This window comes from Wolbachia endosymbiont of Wiebesia pumilae (assembly GCF_017869285.1).
Classification (GTDB): Bacteria; Pseudomonadota; Alphaproteobacteria; order Rickettsiales; family Anaplasmataceae; genus Wolbachia; species Wolbachia pipientis.
In genome coordinates, this window is record NZ_CP054557.1 from 908,750 (window position 1) to 924,086 (window position 15,337).

The following is a 15,337-nucleotide window of genomic DNA, read 5'->3' on the forward strand; positions in this document are numbered from 1 at the left end:
TGAAGCTATCTCAAATTTAGCCATACCAATATCAGTGAATTTATTAAGCAAATAGCATTTAGTTCTTTTTCTCGATTTATCTCAGATTTATTCCTAAAACTAAATCCGAATATTTGCTTTAATCTTGAGAAAAACCCTTCAATATAAGATCTTTTCCCATAATTTACTTCTTTTTTCCATTCTTTCATGCCATCTTCACCGTATAATTTTATTAACCTAATAGCAGCATTCCTGTCAGACATATAATCTATTTCTGGATGTTCTGCCGCATTGTTTATTGGTGGAATTTTTGTCTTTATATCATATTCGTTACACAACTTATAAAACTTGTGCCTATCACATGCTCTATCTGCATATAGTGCTTTTATGGCATGCTGAAAATCAACTTCTTTTAGCAAATCACAAGCTCCATAGTGATCAGAGTAGACACCGTTACTGTATTTTACAGCTATGGCTTTTTTGTTGTTTATATTCAACATTACGTGCAATTTTCTCGTTTGCTCATAGCCACGATATTTTCTGTCAGTGCTATTTTCCTTGCTGTGACCAGGAGTGTTGTTGTATATACTAATTCCTGTACTGTCTATAGCAATTTCGATATCTTCCATATTATTTTTATCAATTCTGCAATCATTTATCTTAATATTAAGTTTCTCAAACCTTCTTGATGCTTGTGAATAGCTGATAACTGCCAAATCTCTTCCTATTTGTTGCAAATACCCTTTTATAAACCCGACTGTTTGTCTTAAACCAATTCTAAAGAAACTGACGATTATATGCACCAAAATCACAACTTTATCACTATAAATATAGTTGCCGCCCTGCATTTTTGGACAATTCTCGTACCAATTTTCTATGGCGTCATTGATATAACAAAAAATGCTTCCTCTTTCTTGGAGAAATTTGTTATATTCATGGCAGTTACTGACTCTCATTTTTTGTGGCATATTTTTTCTTCAACAGTTAAATGGCTATTTATAATGAATTTTGTCAGTAACTGCCAGTTCTTTTCACTTGAGCGATGCAACAAAGCCCACTGGGATCCAGTTTCACCTTGTGATGGTGTCATGAAAGTAGCTGACACTGGTTTCCATCCAAGACGGTGTCATTCCTTACTATTACCCACAAATATAAATGGACTAAAAAGTAAAATATTACAATATTAAAGTTTGCAAATATTGAGGGTGTAAAATGGCAAGTAAAAGTAGTGAATGGGCTAAAAATGAATTTGGAGATAAAAGGTTAACTGAGCGATTAGTAAAGATTGCTGATATGTTTGACAAAATTACCTGAAAGTTAGATTAATCAAGCATGTGAAAGTTGGTCAGAAGCAAAAACAGCATAACGTTTTTTTCAAAATGAGAATGTAAAAGAAAGTGATATTTTAGCTACACATATTAATAAGACGGTTGAGAGAACAAAAGCTCACAAGAGGGTTCTTGTCATTCAAGATACCAGTTACATTGTATATAATAACCATAAAAAAACAAGCGGATTAGCAAATTTGTCCAGTTATGATACTGCAAAAGGTATTATAATGCATACAGCTCTTGCCGTTAGTATAGAAGGTTTGGTACTAGGGATACTAGATCAAAAAGTTTATTCAAGACCTGAAGAAACTGAGAACCTTAAAAAAAAGAGCGATCGCATTGAAGATAAAGAAAGCGTAAAGTGGTTGGAAACTTTAAGAAAAACAAATAATATTATTGATCCAACTCAAACTGAGACTATAACTGTATGCGATAGAGAAGCAGATATATATGACTTTTTTGAGCTTGCACATAATCTTAATTCGGCAGTGCTAGTTAGAGCATGCAGAGATAGAGCAGTAAATAGAAAATCTCGATATCCTGAAAAAGGTGAGCAGAAGTTATGGGCATTTATTAAATCCTCTCATTGTGCAGGTACGGTAGAAGTTGAAGTTCCTGTAAAAGATAATAAGCCAAAAAGAACAGCACGTTTGGAAGTTAGATTTGGAAAGTTTATGATGAATCCATCTAAGAATAATATTAGGCATAAGACGGAAGAACTACCTAAATTACCACTTTATGCAGTTTATGTTGTTGAGAAAACTCCCCTTCCCTTAAAAAAAACCGCTAGAATGGATGCTATTAACGAATCTTTCAGTTAATACTTTCGATGAAGCTGTTGAAAAAATTAGTTGGTATCAACTATGTTTTTTAAAAATTTTTTTATTTGTGTAATTTTGCAAATTATATGGGCAATAAAAACCCGTTTGTCATAGAAATAGAATTTTATATCAAACAGCTACCACAGCAATTTCTGCTTAAGCTAATGAATATGTGCTTTAAGTCTGTGTGGACGCACATATTCATTAGCCAATTTCAGTTACCGTTGTGAAGATTTTTAAGTATGCAAATTAATTGCTTCTTTAAGTCTTGTATTAGCAATTACTATAATTTTACGCATTAGGGCTGTTATAGCCACCATCTTCTTCTTACCACTTTCAACAAGCTTAGAATAAAAGGCGCCAAGTATAGATTTTGACCTTGTAGCAGCCATAGCGGCTGTAAAGAGCTTTGAACGAACGTTACTTCTACCACCTGTAATCCTTCGGTAACCAACAGCTTTACCACTTTCTTTTGGATGCGGTGCAACTCCGGCAAGACTTGCTACTTCTTTTCTATTTAAGTAACCAAGCTCTGGCATTAAACACAAAAAATCTTGTGATAACTTTTTACCTATTCCAGGAACTGTTTTAAGAATTTTTTGGCGTTGTTGTAATTCGCGGCTTTCATCAATAATCTTTTGTATAGTATCATTGAGTTCGTTTATTTGACTATCGAAAAACTCAATGGTCTTTTGACAGCTTTCTTTTATATGATCATTTTCCGGTGCTTCAAGTCTGCATTTTTCTTGAGTTCTCATTTGCGTAATATCATCACGACGTTGACAAAGTGCAGCCAAAGTTGATTGTTCTGTAGAGGTAGGTACAAATAGAGAGATAGTTCTATGGCGTTCAAATCCATATTGAGCAAGAGCTCTTGCATCTGATCTATCAGACTTTGCTAAAGTTCCGTGAGATAAAATAAAGCTTTTTACTTTACGAGTATTAGCTCGATGCACGGCAATATTTTTGTCGGTAAGAAAATGTGATAAGCCAAGCTCATATTTCCCTGTATTTTCTAAAGTCACTAAAGCATTAGGTAGAATATCTGAAAACTCTTGAAATAATTGTTGCCAACCAGAAGCATTATTATCAAATTCGACAGCATTCTTCTGTTTGTGAATTGCAACGACATTTTTAAATTTTCCGATGTCAATGCCAATAAAATTTTGATAAGATGTAACCATAATAAACCTCGATAGTTTTAGTTAATTTAAGATTGTAAACGGGTGCATATATATGTCCCAAGCAACTATTCAAACGTATCGAGAGATAGGGCTAGCGTACCTTGATACCAACGGTTGTAATACCAATTTCCTTTCGGTCGCGCACGCCCGCTATTCCTAGTGAGCAGGGTTATCTTTCTCTCTTATCTCTTTTATATCACGTTTTTAACTTACAATTGCCTTAGATGGAAAATAGAGATATTACATAAAATTTTAAATCCGGTCTCAAAGTTGAAGAATGTAGGCTTGGAATAGCAGAAAGACTAATGAGATATCTAACAGTTATGAGTATTATTGCTTGGAGGATCTTCTTTATTACATCAATTGCAAGAGCTAACCCAACATTACCATGTACTACCTTATTAGCTGAAGAAGAATGGAAAGTTTTATACGTTAAAATACACAGAAAACCATGTCCAAGTGTAGTTCCCAACATAAAAGAAGCTGTTTCATGAACTTGGAGGCCATTTAGCAAGAAAAAATGACCCAAAACCAGGACCAATTACTCTTTGGAAAGGATATAAACGTCTCTTTGATTTAGCAGAAGGATGGCGACTTGCTCACGAACCTCATATTTGTGGGTAATAGTAAGTTGTTAGGGGGATCTGGAGATACCGCGGCGGTATGACGTAGGGAAATCTTACTTATTATAGCTATAGTTCTACATGAATTACAAAAGTAATATTTACTAGATCTTAATATTTTAGATCTATATTTTAATAAATAATGAGCTGTAATTAGTATGAATAATCCATTTAAAAGTGAGAACTATAAAAAAAATCTCGATTCTCTGATCAAAGCTGTAAAGCTAGGAAATGCAGAGAAACAATATAACAAAACGTTAAGGGATTTATCTCATGCATTAGAAGGTTTTACAGGTGAGGCAAAAGGTATAGCTGAGTTTGTTATATATACTGACTTGAACAATTATGTAGAACAGCCATTAGGTCTTTTTAAAACATTAATGAATAGAATTTTGGGAAAAAATTTTCCAACCAAGAACAGTAGTATAAGTAATTTTGTAAATGATGAGTTGTCAAGTTTCACTTTAGAAACAGCAGCTAAGTATACAAGAATTTTAAAAAAAATTGATCTCTTGGAACAATTAGAAAAAGATTTCAGAGGTTGTCCGGAAACAAGTAAAAGGCTATAATATCTGAAATTTTAGTACGGGGTAAAGATGAGAAAAAAGTATCCAACAGATCTAAGCGAAAGGGAATGGGCAAGAATAGAAAAACACTTCAGAGTATCATACAAGAAAGGAGGAAGGCCGCCAAAGTATAGCAAAAAAGAAATATTAGAAGCAATTTTCTATGTATTGCGTACAGGGTGTCAATGGCGGTATTTACCAAATGATTTTCCGCTATGGAAGACTGTGTATGAGCAGTTCAGGCAATGGAAGAAGCAGGGAATTTTTGAGAAAATGAATTATGAAATTACAAAATATAGTAGAAGAAAAATAGGAAGGAATGAGCAGCCGAGTGCCTGTATAGTAGATAGTCAATCTGTAAAGACTACAGAAAAGGGGGGATCAAAGGCTATGATGGAAGTAAAAAAGTAAAGGGTAGAAAAAGGCATATAATTACAGACACTCAGGGTTTTATACTAGGTTGTTACGTAGGCGCTGCTAACGAAAATGATAGAGATGGTATTAAAATAGCATTAAACAATATGAGAACAAAATATACTAAAGTTAAAAAAATGTGGGCTGACATGGGATACCAAGGAAGAAATTTAAAGAATCACATAAAGGAAGAATATGACATAGATATTGAAATTGTTAAAAGGCCTCCATGTAGATTTTGGGTGCACAAAGATACGCCACCTGAGCTACTACCAACAAGAGAACAAGGGTTTAAAGTACAGCCAAGAAGATGGGTTGTAGAAAGGACTTTTGCTTGGGTTAATAGGAATAGAAGGCTATCGAAGGAGTATGATTTACTCACAACATCCACTGAGAATTTCATATACCTAGCTATGAGTAGGGTTATGTTAAAGAGGGAATATGCTTGAATTTACTAGTTTCCGGACAACCTCTCAGAAAAAATAATATTTTAAAAGATTCTTTAAATTTAGAACAAAGTGAAAAGAGTCAAGGAAAAGATAGATCACACGAAGTGAGTTTGGAAGGTAGAAAGCAAAAGGAAGGTACTTTTGAGCTGCGAAAAGAAGAACAGCCGAAAGAAAAATTAGGTGGTAATCGCATGAGGCAAATAAAGCGACCAACAACAGCACCTCCGGCTGCTCCAGATTCGAGGAAGGTACGCTTTAAATCAGAAATATCCTCAGATGGAGAAAGCAAGGCAAAGTCTACATCTTCTTTACTAAAAGGAGCTAATAGTTTTAGTATGCCTGATGCTAAGGAAAATCCTTCTGAGGATTCAGGCTATGAAAGTTCATTAGATCAGGGGTCTGAATATGAAGACATATCAAATTATCAAGAGAAAAAGCAAAAGGAAAATCCTTTATATGAGCAGAGAGAAGATTCAGGCTATGGAAGTTCATTAAATGAAGAGTCTGTATACAAAGAGATATCAAATTATCAAGAGAAGAAGAGTAAAATTTTAATAGAAAATTCGCAGAGTTCAAAATCGCCCAAAGAAGAGCCAATTTATGCAACAGTTCCTAAAGAACATATAGAAGCAAAAAGAGAACGTAAGCAGAAACAACAACCTCAATCCCTCGTACCACCAAAACCACCGCAAGTGCCAAAAAAAATGTTTACTACTGGTCAAGAAGTTAGACAAGAATCGAAAGTGGTAATCAAAGATAAACCTGCAGTACCGCCAAAGCCTAAAAATCTAAGCCGTGCTAATCAAAAAGTAAGCACAGAGCCAAAAGTAGTAGGAGTAATTCTTAAAAAATCAGCTGAAAGAGTACCACTAAAATCTGAAAATCAAGACAATAGGAAATCAGCACAAAAAGCTGCTGGTAAGGCGATACCAAAAGTAGCAGCAGCTACTATGAAAGGAGGAGCTAATCGCGAGATGGGCAGTAAAGTAAAGGCATTAAAAGAAAAATTTGAGCAAAATCAAGCAAAAGGAAATGCTAATGTACAGCTTGCTGAAAGCAAAACCACTCCAGCAGCACAAGCGGATATCGGTGTGAAGAAAAAACAATCTCATTCATTTCTAACAGAGAATAAAAGATCTGCAACGAAACACGTAACAGCAAAATCTGATCCAAAATCTCATGTCAGCAAAAATTCCCTTCTCACGCATGCAAATGTAAAGGAAATGGTTGCACAAATTGAGAAAGGAAAAGGAGGAAGATAGTAACATTTGGGAAAAAAACATATGTGTCAAGTCAAGAGATTGTGAGCAAATTTAGGAAATTATAGCTAAACTGACTTAGAGCCTGTCTTGAAAAGAAATGAGAAAGAGAATATGATGAGATAAGTAAAAAATAGTAGGTAAAAATGTATCCAAGTGATATAAGTGACAAAGAATGGGAAATTTTGGAGCCAAGTGTTGCACAAGGTGCAGTAGGACGGCCAAGAAAGCACAATATTAGAACAATTATTAATGCAATAAGATACATAATGAAAGGTGGTTGCCAGTGGAGAATGCTGCCAAAAGATTTTCCGCCATGGAAAACGGTGTATGATTATTTTCTCAGGTGGCGTAATAGTGGCAAATTGGAAGAAATACACGATATGTTAGTAAAAAAGGTAAGAAAAATGGTTGGCAAAAATGAAATACCTTCGGTAGGAATAATTGACAGTCAATCAGTGAAAACCACTCAAAAAGGGGATCCAGAGGATATGATGCTGGCAAGAAAATAAAGGGTAGAAAACGTCACATCATTGTGGATACAATAGGCCTAATTATTACAGCTGATGTTCATAGTGCAGGCATTCAAGATCGTGATGGTGCTCTAAATCTTTTTACTCAAGCTAAACGAAAAGCTTCAACGCTACAAAGGTTTCTCGCTGATCAGGGATATATTGGTAAATTGCAAAATTACTGTTTATTGAAAACAGGATGTTTATTGACGATTACTAAAAAAGCAGCTGATGCTGTAGGATTTCAAGTTATTCCTAAACGGTGGATTGTTGAAAGAACTTTTGCTTGGCTTTCCAATTTTAGACGTATGAGCAAGGATTATGAGCATTCTCCTCTTACTTCAAAAACTAATATCTCCTTTAATATGATTACTATTATGCTTGCTAAATTAGCTGCTTAGTTCCTTTCAAGACAGGTTCTTAGATATGAAACAAAATATTTTGGAACGCTAAATTCACCACTTTTATTTTTTGAAAGCAATTTACCTACACCGATTTTTTCGCATTCATTTTGCTTGTGTTTGTTTTGTATAAACCTATGTACTATTTTTTCATTTTTCCTATCCTGAAAAACAATATCATCAAAACCCGTAGCTGATTCCATTTCTGTAGCTAAACGGAAAGAATATCCAACATCTACTGCACGTTTGAGAAGCAGCATTACCCACTTTAGTTGGTAGATATCACCATGAAGAGACCGCTTTCTTCCCCAAGCAGGATAAGTTTGAGGCATCCTCAACCTCACATAATTTTAAAAATAGTACCAACAAATGGTAAAAAAGTTATATGTCATGATATACAGATATCGTAACAAAGACCTTGGAATATCTACGAGATGTGCTGTTATGTAAATAAAAAAATGTGACTAATTACTTAATCTCTCACTCAAAATTGAATTCACCACATCAGGGCTGGCTTTTCCTTTGGTAAGTTTCATAACTTCGCCGACAAAGAATCCGTATAACTTTGTTTTACCGCTTTTGTATTCTTGAACTTTATCTTGGTTGTTATTGACGATTGTGTCGATAACTCCTGATATTTGACCTCTATCGGTTATTTGTTTTAGGTCTTGCTCTTCTATAATTAAAGATGCAGGTTTGCCAGTTTCAAACATACTATCGAATACCTGCTTGCCAAGTTTAGCAGAGATTGTTCCATCAACGATAAAATCTAAGAGTTCGGACAAAGCATTTGCTTTGATTGGGGAGCTCACAATATCAATACCTGCTTTATTCAAACGACCAAAAAGCTCTACGGTTAACCAGGTAACGGCGAGCTTTGAATCATGTTTTTTTATCAATTCCTCAAAATAATCAGCAATTGCTTTATCGGAGGTAATGACGTTTGCATCGTATTCATTGATACCCAATTCCTCAATGTATCGCAGCTTTTTTTGATCTGGCAACTCGGGCAAAGATGATTGAATTAAATCAATTTTATCCTGGCTTACCTCAACAGGTAATAAATCAGGCTCAGGGAAGTATCTATAATCGCTTGCATCCTCTTTGCTTCTCATCACTTTTGTTTTTCCCGAAGCAACGTCAAACAATAAGGTATCTTGACTTATTTCTTCTCCACTTTCTAAAATTTCAATTTGTCTTTGTATTTCATAGTCTATAGCTTGCACAATATAACGTATCGAGTTCAGATTTTTTATTTCACAACGAGTGCCAAATGTACTACTGCCTTTTAGGCGGACAGAAACATTTGCATCACAACGAAGTGATCCCTTTTCCATATCACCATCACATGAACCAATGTAACGCAAAATCTGCCTCAATTTTTTCATGCATTCTGCAGCTTCCGCAGATGAACGGAGATCTGGCTCTGAAACAATTTCCATTAAAGCAACCCCTGCACGATTTAACTCTACATAAGTTCTGCTTTCCTCATGAACGCTCTTTCCTGCATCTTGCTCTAAATGAATTCTCGCAATTCTTAGAGGTTGTCCGGAAACTAGTAAATTCAAGCATATTCCCTCTTTAACATAACCCTACTCATAGCTAGGTATATGAAATTCTCAGTGGATGTTGTGAGTAAATCATACTCCTTCGATAGCCTTCTATTCCTATTAACCCAAGCAAAAGTCCTTTCTACAACCCATCTTCTTGGCTGTACTTTAAACCCTTGTTCTCTTGTTGGTAGTAGCTCAGGTGGCGTATCTTTGTGCACCCAAAATCTACATGGAGGCCTTTTAACAATTTCAATATCTATGTCATATTCTTCCTTTATGTGATTCTTTAAATTTCTTCCTTGGTATCCCATGTCAGCCCACATTTTTTTAACTTTAGTATATTTTGTTCTCATATTGTTTAATGCTATTTTAATACCATCTCTATCATTTTCGTTAGCAGCGCCTACGTAACAACCTAGTATAAAACCCTGAGTGTCTGTAATTATATGCCTTTTTCTACCCTTTACTTTTTTACTTCCATCATAGCCTTTGATCCCCCCTTTTCTGTAGTCTTTACAGATTGACTATCTACTATACAGGCACTCGGCTGCTCATTCCTTCCTATTTTTCTTCTACTATATTTTGTAATTTCATAATTCATTTTCTCAAAAATTCCCTGCTTCTTCCATTGCCTGAACTGCTCATACACAGTCTTCCATAGCGGAAAATCATTTGGTAAATACCGCCATTGACACCCTGTACGCAATACATAGAAAATTGCTTCTAATATTTCTTTTTTGCTATACTTTGGCGGCCTTCCTCCTTTCTTGTATGATACTCTGAAGTGTTTTTCTATTCTTGCCCATTCCCTTTCGCTTAGATCTGTTGGATACTTTTTTCTCATCTTTACCCCGTACTAAAATTTCAGATATTATAGCCTTTTACTTGTTTCCGGACAACCTCTAAGTGCTTAATCAATACACTAAGTCCTTAATTTATCAATATATAATATGTGTATGTTAGTAATTAATGGCGGCTCAAAATGTACAACATATTTGGTTATTTTAAAAGCAACAATAGTTCTAACGCACAAAGTAGCAGACTAGATGGAGAAAGTTATCAATACACCACAAGAGACTATATGACAATTTACTTTAATAACACACTAGCAAGTTTCAGTAGATCATTGAGAGAATTTAAAGAAAAAGCGTATGGATTTATGTATGATATCGGAACTTGGTTGAAAGAAACATATGAAAATCTCACTGAACGACCTGCAACGCATAATCGCTATACCCCAAAAGAAAAACCCCTTGTTGAAGTTGAAGAAATAGAAATGAAGGAACTAAACCGTACATATAAGCCATTCCAAACTCCACTTATCCACCCAACAAGCAGAAGTTCTGGTGCCAATACCTCAAATCAAGTTGTTGTTACTCGACATACACCTGAAACTACTAAAACAAAATAGATGTAAAACCTACGTTTAAATATGTAGTACTTGAGTGAAGCATTCTTTAACTGTTCTATTCAATAAAACCTTTACAATATTTCAATCATAGGTTTAACTTTACGAAGTTATAATCTATAGGGCTACGATGAACGATTATCTCTCACTGCTAAATCCAGAACAACAATCAGCTGTAACTAACATAGATGGACCAGTTTTGATACTGGCAGGAGCCGGGACGGGAAAAACAAGAACGATTACTTCAAGAATAGCACACATAATTAGAAACGGTCACGCTTATTCTGATGAGATATTAGCAGTTACATTTACAAATAAAGCAGCAAATGAGATGGTATCAAGGGTACTTGAGCTAACGGGCACAAACATACCATGGCTTGGCACTTTCCATGCAATTGCAGCAAAAATCTTGCGCCTGCACGCAGAAATTGTGGGCTTAAACCCCAATTTTACAATCATTGGTGTGGATGACCAATTACAGGTAATAAAAAATATTATCAATGAAATAAATCCTGATTACCTATCAGAAAAATGTAAGACCATTATGAATATTATTCAGCAATGGAAAGAGAAGTGCTTATTGCCATCTGAAGTGGAAGATATTCAATCATTTAGGCCAGTATATGTAACTGCACTCAAAGTCTATCACCAGTATCAGGAAAGGTTGAAATTCCTTAATTCTGTCGATTTTGGTGACTTATTGCTATATAACATACAGCTCTTTAATCAAAAGACCGAAGTTCTGTCCTACTACCAAAACAAGTTTAAATATGTTATGGTAGATGAATATCAAGATACAAATGCGATACAATATCTTTGGCTAAAATACCTTGCAAAAGAGCACTCAAATATTTGCTGTGTAGGAGATGATGACCAGTCGATATATAGTTGGCGTGGTGCAGAAGTTGAAAATATTTTGAAGTTTTCTGATGATTTTAAAAATGCAAAAACCGTTAAACTAGAGTGTAACTACAGGTCAACATCCCACATACTTGCAACTGCGTCATATGTTATCAATCACAATAAGACTCGCTTAGAAAAAAAATTGTGGACAACAAACATTGAAGGGGAAAAGGTAAATCTAATAAAATTATGGGATGGGAAAGCTGAAGCAAGGTTCATAAGCGAACAGATATTGAAACTCAATAAATACAGATTTAGTGACATTGCAGTGCTGGTAAGGGCCACTTTTCAAACTAGAGTTCTCGAAGAGTATTTTATAAAATATTCAATTCCCTACAAGATTATAAGTGGCGTAAAATTCTACGAACGTCAGGAAGTCAGGGATATAATTGCATATTTAAGACTTGTTACAAACAATAACGATGACTTAGCTTTCGAAAGGATAGTAAATCGGCCAAAAAGAAGCATAGGAGCTACAACTCTAAAGAAAATATACACGACTGCTCAGGATAACAAAATTTCTTTTTTTGAGGCAGCAAAAATATTAGTTAATAGTAATCAGGTAACCGAAAGAATTAAACTCTCACTCAACGATTTTTTAAATAAAATTAAAGCTTGGGAAGAAATAGTAAGCGTAAAACCACTGCATGAATTCGTTAAAATCGTAGCAAACCAATCAGGATATATTGAAATGCTTGAAAATGAGGAGGTAACAGGCTTAGCACGAATAGAAAATGTTAAAGAGCTCATCTCATCTTTAAAAAATTTCGATAATGCCACAACTTTCTTGGAGCATATAAGTCTGGTGATGGAAGTGGATAATATGAATAACGATGACACCGTATATGTTATGACTCTTCATGCAGCCAAAGGACTTGAATTCCCGTGCGTGTTTCTACCTGGTTGGGAAGAGGGATTATTTCCTCATCAAAGATCTTTTGATGACAAAAGTGGTAAAGCTTTAGAAGAAGAAAGGAGACTCGCATATGTTGGCATAACCAGAGCCAAAGAAAGGTTAATCATTTCATGTGCAGATAGGAGGGAAATTAACAACCAGTGGCAACCGATGCGCACTTCTCGGTTCATTAAAGAATTGCCAAGAGAAAATGTTGAGGTAATTAAAAGCAACATTGCCTACTATTGAAGCTATAATTGCAGATAAACATATCTTACAAATCTGAATTACTTTAACTATATGTTTCTCCTGGCAAAAATTCTGTAACCGTTCACACTTAATTCTTCAATCTCATACCAATTTCTATTACATAACAAACAAATAGACAATAGAAGTGAGAAGGTTATACTAAGGCAGTATAATGATGGAGTTTTGGAATGGCATTGGTATCAGGTTGCAATTTTAGCTTACATTATGCCAATCTTTCTTCAATTGCTGCTCGCATAAATTCTGCCTGTCTTTTAGTTCTGCAGTGCACTATCGCATCATCCACATATCTTTCAAATGGTACTGTTGGGTGATTTTGTTTCATCCATATATCAAATGCATGGTGCATAAATATGTTTGAAATGATTGGGCTTATTGAACCTCCTTGCGGAACTCCTTTTTTCCCTAACTACCTTACTGCCATCTGCTTGCTGAATAGGGGATTTCATCCACCTTTCAACATACAGTATGACCCATTTGCAGTCTGTGTGCTTCTTGATAGCCTGCAGTGCTAAATTGTGGTCCAGATTGTCGAAAAATCCTGTAACATCAACAGCTTTCTTGGTAATCGTATCCTGTCTCCAATAAACAGCGGTTTTGCTATGTATCCTTGATCAGCAAAAAACTTACGTAAAGTTGGAGCCTTGTATTTAGCTTGAGTGAAAAGATTTAGAGCACCATCACGATCTTGAACACTTGCACTATGAACATCAGCCGCAATAATTAAGCCCACTGTATCTACAACAATATGACGTTTTCTACCCTTTATTTTTTTTTCAGCATCATATCCTCTGGATCCCCTTTTTGAGTGGTTTTTACTGATTGACTGTCAATTATTCCTACTGAAGGTGTTTCATTTTTACCAAACATTTTTCTTACCTCTTTTACTAGCATATTATGTATTTTTTCCAATTTGCCATTACTACGTCACCTGAGAAAATAGTCATACACCGTCTTCCATGGAGGAAAATCTTTCGGCAGCATTCTCCATTGACAACCACCTCTCATTATATACCTTATTGCATTAATAATTGTTCTGATATTGTGCTTTCTTGGCCTCCCTATCTTTCCTTGTGCAACATGTGGCTCCAAAATTTCCCATTCCTTATCACTTATATCACTTGGATACAATTTTCCCTCCTATTTTTTACTTACACTATCATATTTTTTTCCTCATTCCTTTTTAAGACATACTCTTAGACAACTGGACGTCAAGCCTATCCTAGTGCTGCATATCAAGCTCATACTCAGTATGTAAATCTTTGACTAAAGCTACAGCGCATTCTTTTTGAACAATTATACTGATTTTGATTTCAGATGTTGTGATAGCAAGTATTTCTATCTTTTTTTCGCTTAAAACCTTGAGTGTGCGGTGCATCACTTCAGTGTTAGACATAACACCAATACCAATTATTGAAATTTTAGCTACATTATCGTTTATAGCATAATTTTCATTCTTATTCAGTAACTTTTCCATTAAATCAATATCAAATTTGGAGATAACAAAACTTGACCCATGTATCATATCAATTTTAACGTTTGCTCCTGCTATATCTCTTAAAGTACGCAAGTTATTTGCAAGGTTAGTGAAAGTTACAAGAGCTTCATTAGTGCTATAAGTTATTCCAGTAATTAAGTATCTCTCTAGTACATCCCTTTTGTGTAGCACTGTGGTGCCTTCTACTTCCTTAAAAGTGGATAGCACTTGCACTTTAATGTTATGTTTCATTGCAAGTTGTACTGAACGATTATGCAGTATTTTAGCACCAGATGACGACATTTCCAACATTTCATCGTAAGAGATAAATTTGAGCTTGCGTGCCTTTGGAACAATTCTCGGGTCTGCTGTATATATTCCATCAATATCAGTAAAAATTTCGCAAGTTCTAACACCAAAGGCTACCGCGAAGGCAACTGCTGATATATCAGAGCCTCCTCTTCCAAAAGTAGTGATTCTATCATCATTTATACCCTGAAAACCAGCAATGATCGCAGCAGTATAACCCTCAGCAAAAGATCTTTTCACACGTTCAATCTTTATTGTTTTTATTTTAGACTCAGAATAAAAATCATCAGTTACAATTGGTAACTGCCAGGCAAGCCACGATTTAGCATTAACTCCGATCGATTGGAGAGTGATAGCTAATAGACCGCAAGAGATTTGTTCTCCTGCTGAAAGCATAACGTCATACTCTGATAACTCTTGTCTATAACTTAAATTTGAGATTTGCCTAGCCTGAAAAACCATTTGGTCAGTAAATCCTGCAACAGCAGATACAACAACGATTACATTACAACCTTTCTCAATATCGTTTTTTATCAAATTTGCAACTCGGTTTAAATCAGTTAGCGAAGTCCCACCAAATTTTTTTATGATTATTTTGTCCATAGTTACAATATAACTCTCTTCTGAAGAAAAATATAGTTTTTGTAGAGATAGCAGCTTGTAAGCCATTCAGAAAAGGGAAGACAAAGCTATAGCTAACGCGTCATACCACGATTCATTCCATAGCTGTACGAACATTCATTTTTGAAGGTAAATTGCACAGCAAATGGTGTCATCCCAGTGCCTAGACACTGGGATCCAGAAGACTTAATTTCAACCAAGTGGCTGCATAATAAAGGCTGGATTCCAGTGCCAAGCACTGGAATGACACCCTCCCTTGTGGAAATTGCTCTCAAATCACAATGTTCGTACAGCTATGGATTCATTCGCGGTATAGATTCCGCTAACTAGTAGCGGAATGACGAATTTGTTGTTTTAAAATTGTC

General features: G+C 35.2%; 16 protein-coding genes and 5 pseudogenes. 9 read left to right on the forward strand and 12 right to left on the reverse strand.

Annotated elements, in window-relative coordinates; all coding sequences use genetic code 11:
- Positions 1-5: 5 nt before the first annotated feature.
- Together HUB92_RS04765 and HUB92_RS04770 are read right to left on the reverse strand one after the other, a co-directional pair.
- The gene (locus HUB92_RS04765) at positions 6-947 is read right to left on the reverse strand and encodes an IS5 family transposase (protein WP_209472548.1); all 942 of its coding nucleotides are present in this window, start codon (positions 945-947) and stop codon (positions 6-8) included.
- Positions 932-1,084, reverse strand: a complete 153-nt coding sequence (locus tag HUB92_RS04770) for a hypothetical protein (RefSeq protein ID WP_155975182.1) — start codon at positions 1,082-1,084, stop codon at positions 932-934. Before HUB92_RS04770 ends, HUB92_RS04765 begins: the two co-directional genes overlap by 16 nt.
- 107 nt (positions 1,085-1,191) lie before the next feature.
- Between HUB92_RS04770 and HUB92_RS04775 the strand changes: the two are divergent.
- Positions 1,192-2,174 (forward strand): annotated as a pseudogene (locus HUB92_RS04775) (IS4 family transposase); the annotation flags it as partial.
- Between the two features lie 193 nt (positions 2,175-2,367).
- Here the strand turns inward: HUB92_RS04775 and HUB92_RS04780 are convergent.
- A complete protein-coding gene (locus tag HUB92_RS04780) occupies positions 2,368-3,315 on the reverse strand; it encodes an IS110 family RNA-guided transposase (protein ID WP_209472550.1) in 948 nt (315 codons plus the stop codon).
- Between the two features lie 216 nt (positions 3,316-3,531).
- On the opposite strand from HUB92_RS04780, the pseudogene HUB92_RS04785 reads away from it, so the two are divergent.
- From HUB92_RS04785 to HUB92_RS04800, 4 genes and pseudogenes are all read left to right on the forward strand, one after another.
- Positions 3,532-3,939: pseudogene (locus HUB92_RS04785) on the forward strand (IS4 family transposase); the annotation flags it as partial.
- Positions 3,940-4,096: 157 nt separating this feature from the next.
- Positions 4,097-4,507 carry a hypothetical protein gene (locus tag HUB92_RS04790; protein WP_244663046.1) on the forward strand — a complete coding sequence of 137 codons (411 nt, stop codon included), beginning with the start codon at positions 4,097-4,099 and terminating at the stop codon, positions 4,505-4,507.
- A 27-nt stretch (positions 4,508-4,534) separates the two neighbouring features.
- Positions 4,535-5,367, forward strand: a pseudogene (locus HUB92_RS04795) (IS5 family transposase).
- Entirely contained in the window at positions 5,364-6,629 is a 1,266-nt protein-coding gene (locus HUB92_RS04800; RefSeq protein ID WP_244663047.1) for a hypothetical protein, read from the forward strand. Before HUB92_RS04795 ends, HUB92_RS04800 begins: the two are co-directional and overlap by 4 nt.
- Before the next feature lie 31 nt (positions 6,630-6,660).
- On the opposite strand, the gene HUB92_RS04805 is transcribed toward HUB92_RS04800, so the two are convergent.
- On the reverse strand, positions 6,661-6,798 hold the full coding sequence (locus tag HUB92_RS04805; protein ID WP_209472418.1) for a hypothetical protein: 138 nt from the start codon (positions 6,796-6,798) through the stop codon (positions 6,661-6,663).
- Here HUB92_RS04805 and HUB92_RS04810 point away from each other — a divergent pair.
- A protein-coding gene (locus HUB92_RS04810; protein ID WP_410543339.1) for an IS5 family transposase occupies positions 6,773-7,539 on the forward strand; the annotation gives its coding sequence in 2 pieces (ribosomal slippage) (positions 6,773-7,100 and positions 7,100-7,539; 768 coding nt in all). The two genes, HUB92_RS04805 and HUB92_RS04810, sit on opposite strands and share 26 nt — an antisense overlap.
- Here HUB92_RS04810 and HUB92_RS04815 read toward each other — a convergent pair.
- The 3 genes and pseudogenes from HUB92_RS04815 to HUB92_RS04825 form a co-directional block, all read right to left on the reverse strand.
- Positions 7,536-7,871, reverse strand: coding sequence for a hypothetical protein (locus tag HUB92_RS04815; RefSeq protein WP_209472414.1), 336 nt, complete (start codon positions 7,869-7,871; stop codon positions 7,536-7,538). The genes HUB92_RS04810 and HUB92_RS04815 overlap by 4 nt on opposite strands.
- Before the next feature lie 132 nt (positions 7,872-8,003).
- Positions 8,004-9,080: pseudogene (gatB, locus tag HUB92_RS04820) on the reverse strand (Asp-tRNA(Asn)/Glu-tRNA(Gln) amidotransferase subunit GatB); the annotation flags it as partial.
- Between the two features lie 23 nt (positions 9,081-9,103).
- Positions 9,104-9,936, reverse strand: a protein-coding gene (locus tag HUB92_RS04825) for an IS5-like element ISWpi1 family transposase (RefSeq protein ID WP_209472412.1) whose coding sequence is annotated in 2 segments (ribosomal slippage) — positions 9,104-9,567 and positions 9,567-9,936 — 834 coding nt in all. Because the reading frame shifts where the segments join, the coding sequence is not laid out codon by codon here.
- Positions 9,937-10,074: 138 nt separating this feature from the next.
- Between HUB92_RS04825 and HUB92_RS04830 the strand changes: the two genes are divergently transcribed.
- Positions 10,075-10,503 (forward strand): WD_0964 family protein, encoded by a 429-nt coding sequence (locus tag HUB92_RS04830; protein ID WP_010082321.1) that lies wholly within the window; start codon positions 10,075-10,077, stop codon positions 10,501-10,503.
- A gap of 127 nt (positions 10,504-10,630) precedes the next feature.
- A complete protein-coding gene (locus tag HUB92_RS04835) occupies positions 10,631-12,547 on the forward strand; it encodes an ATP-dependent helicase (protein WP_209472552.1) in 1,917 nt (638 codons plus the stop codon).
- Positions 12,548-12,770: 223 nt separating this feature from the next.
- On the opposite strand, the gene HUB92_RS06830 is transcribed toward HUB92_RS04835, so the two are convergent.
- From HUB92_RS06830 to HUB92_RS04860, 5 genes are all read right to left on the reverse strand, one after another.
- A complete protein-coding gene (locus tag HUB92_RS06830) occupies positions 12,771-12,914 on the reverse strand; it encodes a Putative reverse transcriptase (RefSeq protein ID WP_022626389.1) in 144 nt (47 codons plus the stop codon).
- Positions 12,915-13,076: 162 nt separating this feature from the next.
- Positions 13,077-13,388, reverse strand: coding sequence for a transposase (locus tag HUB92_RS04845; protein WP_081420825.1), 312 nt, complete (start codon positions 13,386-13,388; stop codon positions 13,077-13,079).
- Entirely contained in the window at positions 13,331-13,477 is a 147-nt protein-coding gene (locus tag HUB92_RS04850; RefSeq protein ID WP_007549942.1) for an IS5 family transposase, read from the reverse strand. Before HUB92_RS04850 ends, HUB92_RS04845 begins: the two co-directional genes overlap by 58 nt.
- A gap of 15 nt (positions 13,478-13,492) precedes the next feature.
- Complete coding sequence (locus HUB92_RS04855; RefSeq protein ID WP_007549940.1) at positions 13,493-13,696, reverse strand: IS5 family transposase; 204 nt, start codon at positions 13,694-13,696, stop codon at positions 13,493-13,495.
- A gap of 91 nt (positions 13,697-13,787) precedes the next feature.
- Positions 13,788-14,954, reverse strand: a complete 1,167-nt coding sequence (locus HUB92_RS04860) for an aspartate kinase (RefSeq protein ID WP_010962950.1) — start codon at positions 14,952-14,954, stop codon at positions 13,788-13,790.
- Between the two features lie 135 nt (positions 14,955-15,089).
- Here HUB92_RS04860 and HUB92_RS07285 point away from each other — a divergent pair.
- A pseudogene (locus HUB92_RS07285) lies at positions 15,090-15,266 on the forward strand (WPE palindromic element domain-containing protein); the annotation flags it as partial.
- Positions 15,267-15,337 lie beyond the last annotated feature (71 nt).

Coding starts and splice junctions, on each gene's coding strand:
- HUB92_RS04765 (WP_209472548.1), bottom strand. CDS start 947: ATGCCACAAAAAATGAGAGTCAGTAACTGCCATGAATATAACAAATTT.
- HUB92_RS04780 (WP_209472550.1), bottom strand. CDS start 3,315: ATGGTTACATCTTATCAAAATTTTATTGGCATTGACATCGGAAAATTT.
- HUB92_RS04790 (WP_244663046.1), top strand. CDS start 4,097: ATGAATAATCCATTTAAAAGTGAGAACTATAAAAAAAATCTCGATTCT.
- HUB92_RS04815 (WP_209472414.1), bottom strand. CDS start 7,871: ATGCCTCAAACTTATCCTGCTTGGGGAAGAAAGCGGTCTCTTCATGGT.
- HUB92_RS04830 (WP_010082321.1), top strand. CDS start 10,075: ATGTACAACATATTTGGTTATTTTAAAAGCAACAATAGTTCTAACGCA.
- HUB92_RS04835 (WP_209472552.1), top strand. CDS start 10,631: ATGAACGATTATCTCTCACTGCTAAATCCAGAACAACAATCAGCTGTA.
- HUB92_RS06830 (WP_022626389.1), bottom strand. CDS start 12,914: ATGCACCATGCATTTGATATATGGATGAAACAAAATCACCCAACAGTA.
- HUB92_RS04860 (WP_010962950.1), bottom strand. CDS start 14,954: ATGGACAAAATAATCATAAAAAAATTTGGTGGGACTTCGCTAACTGAT.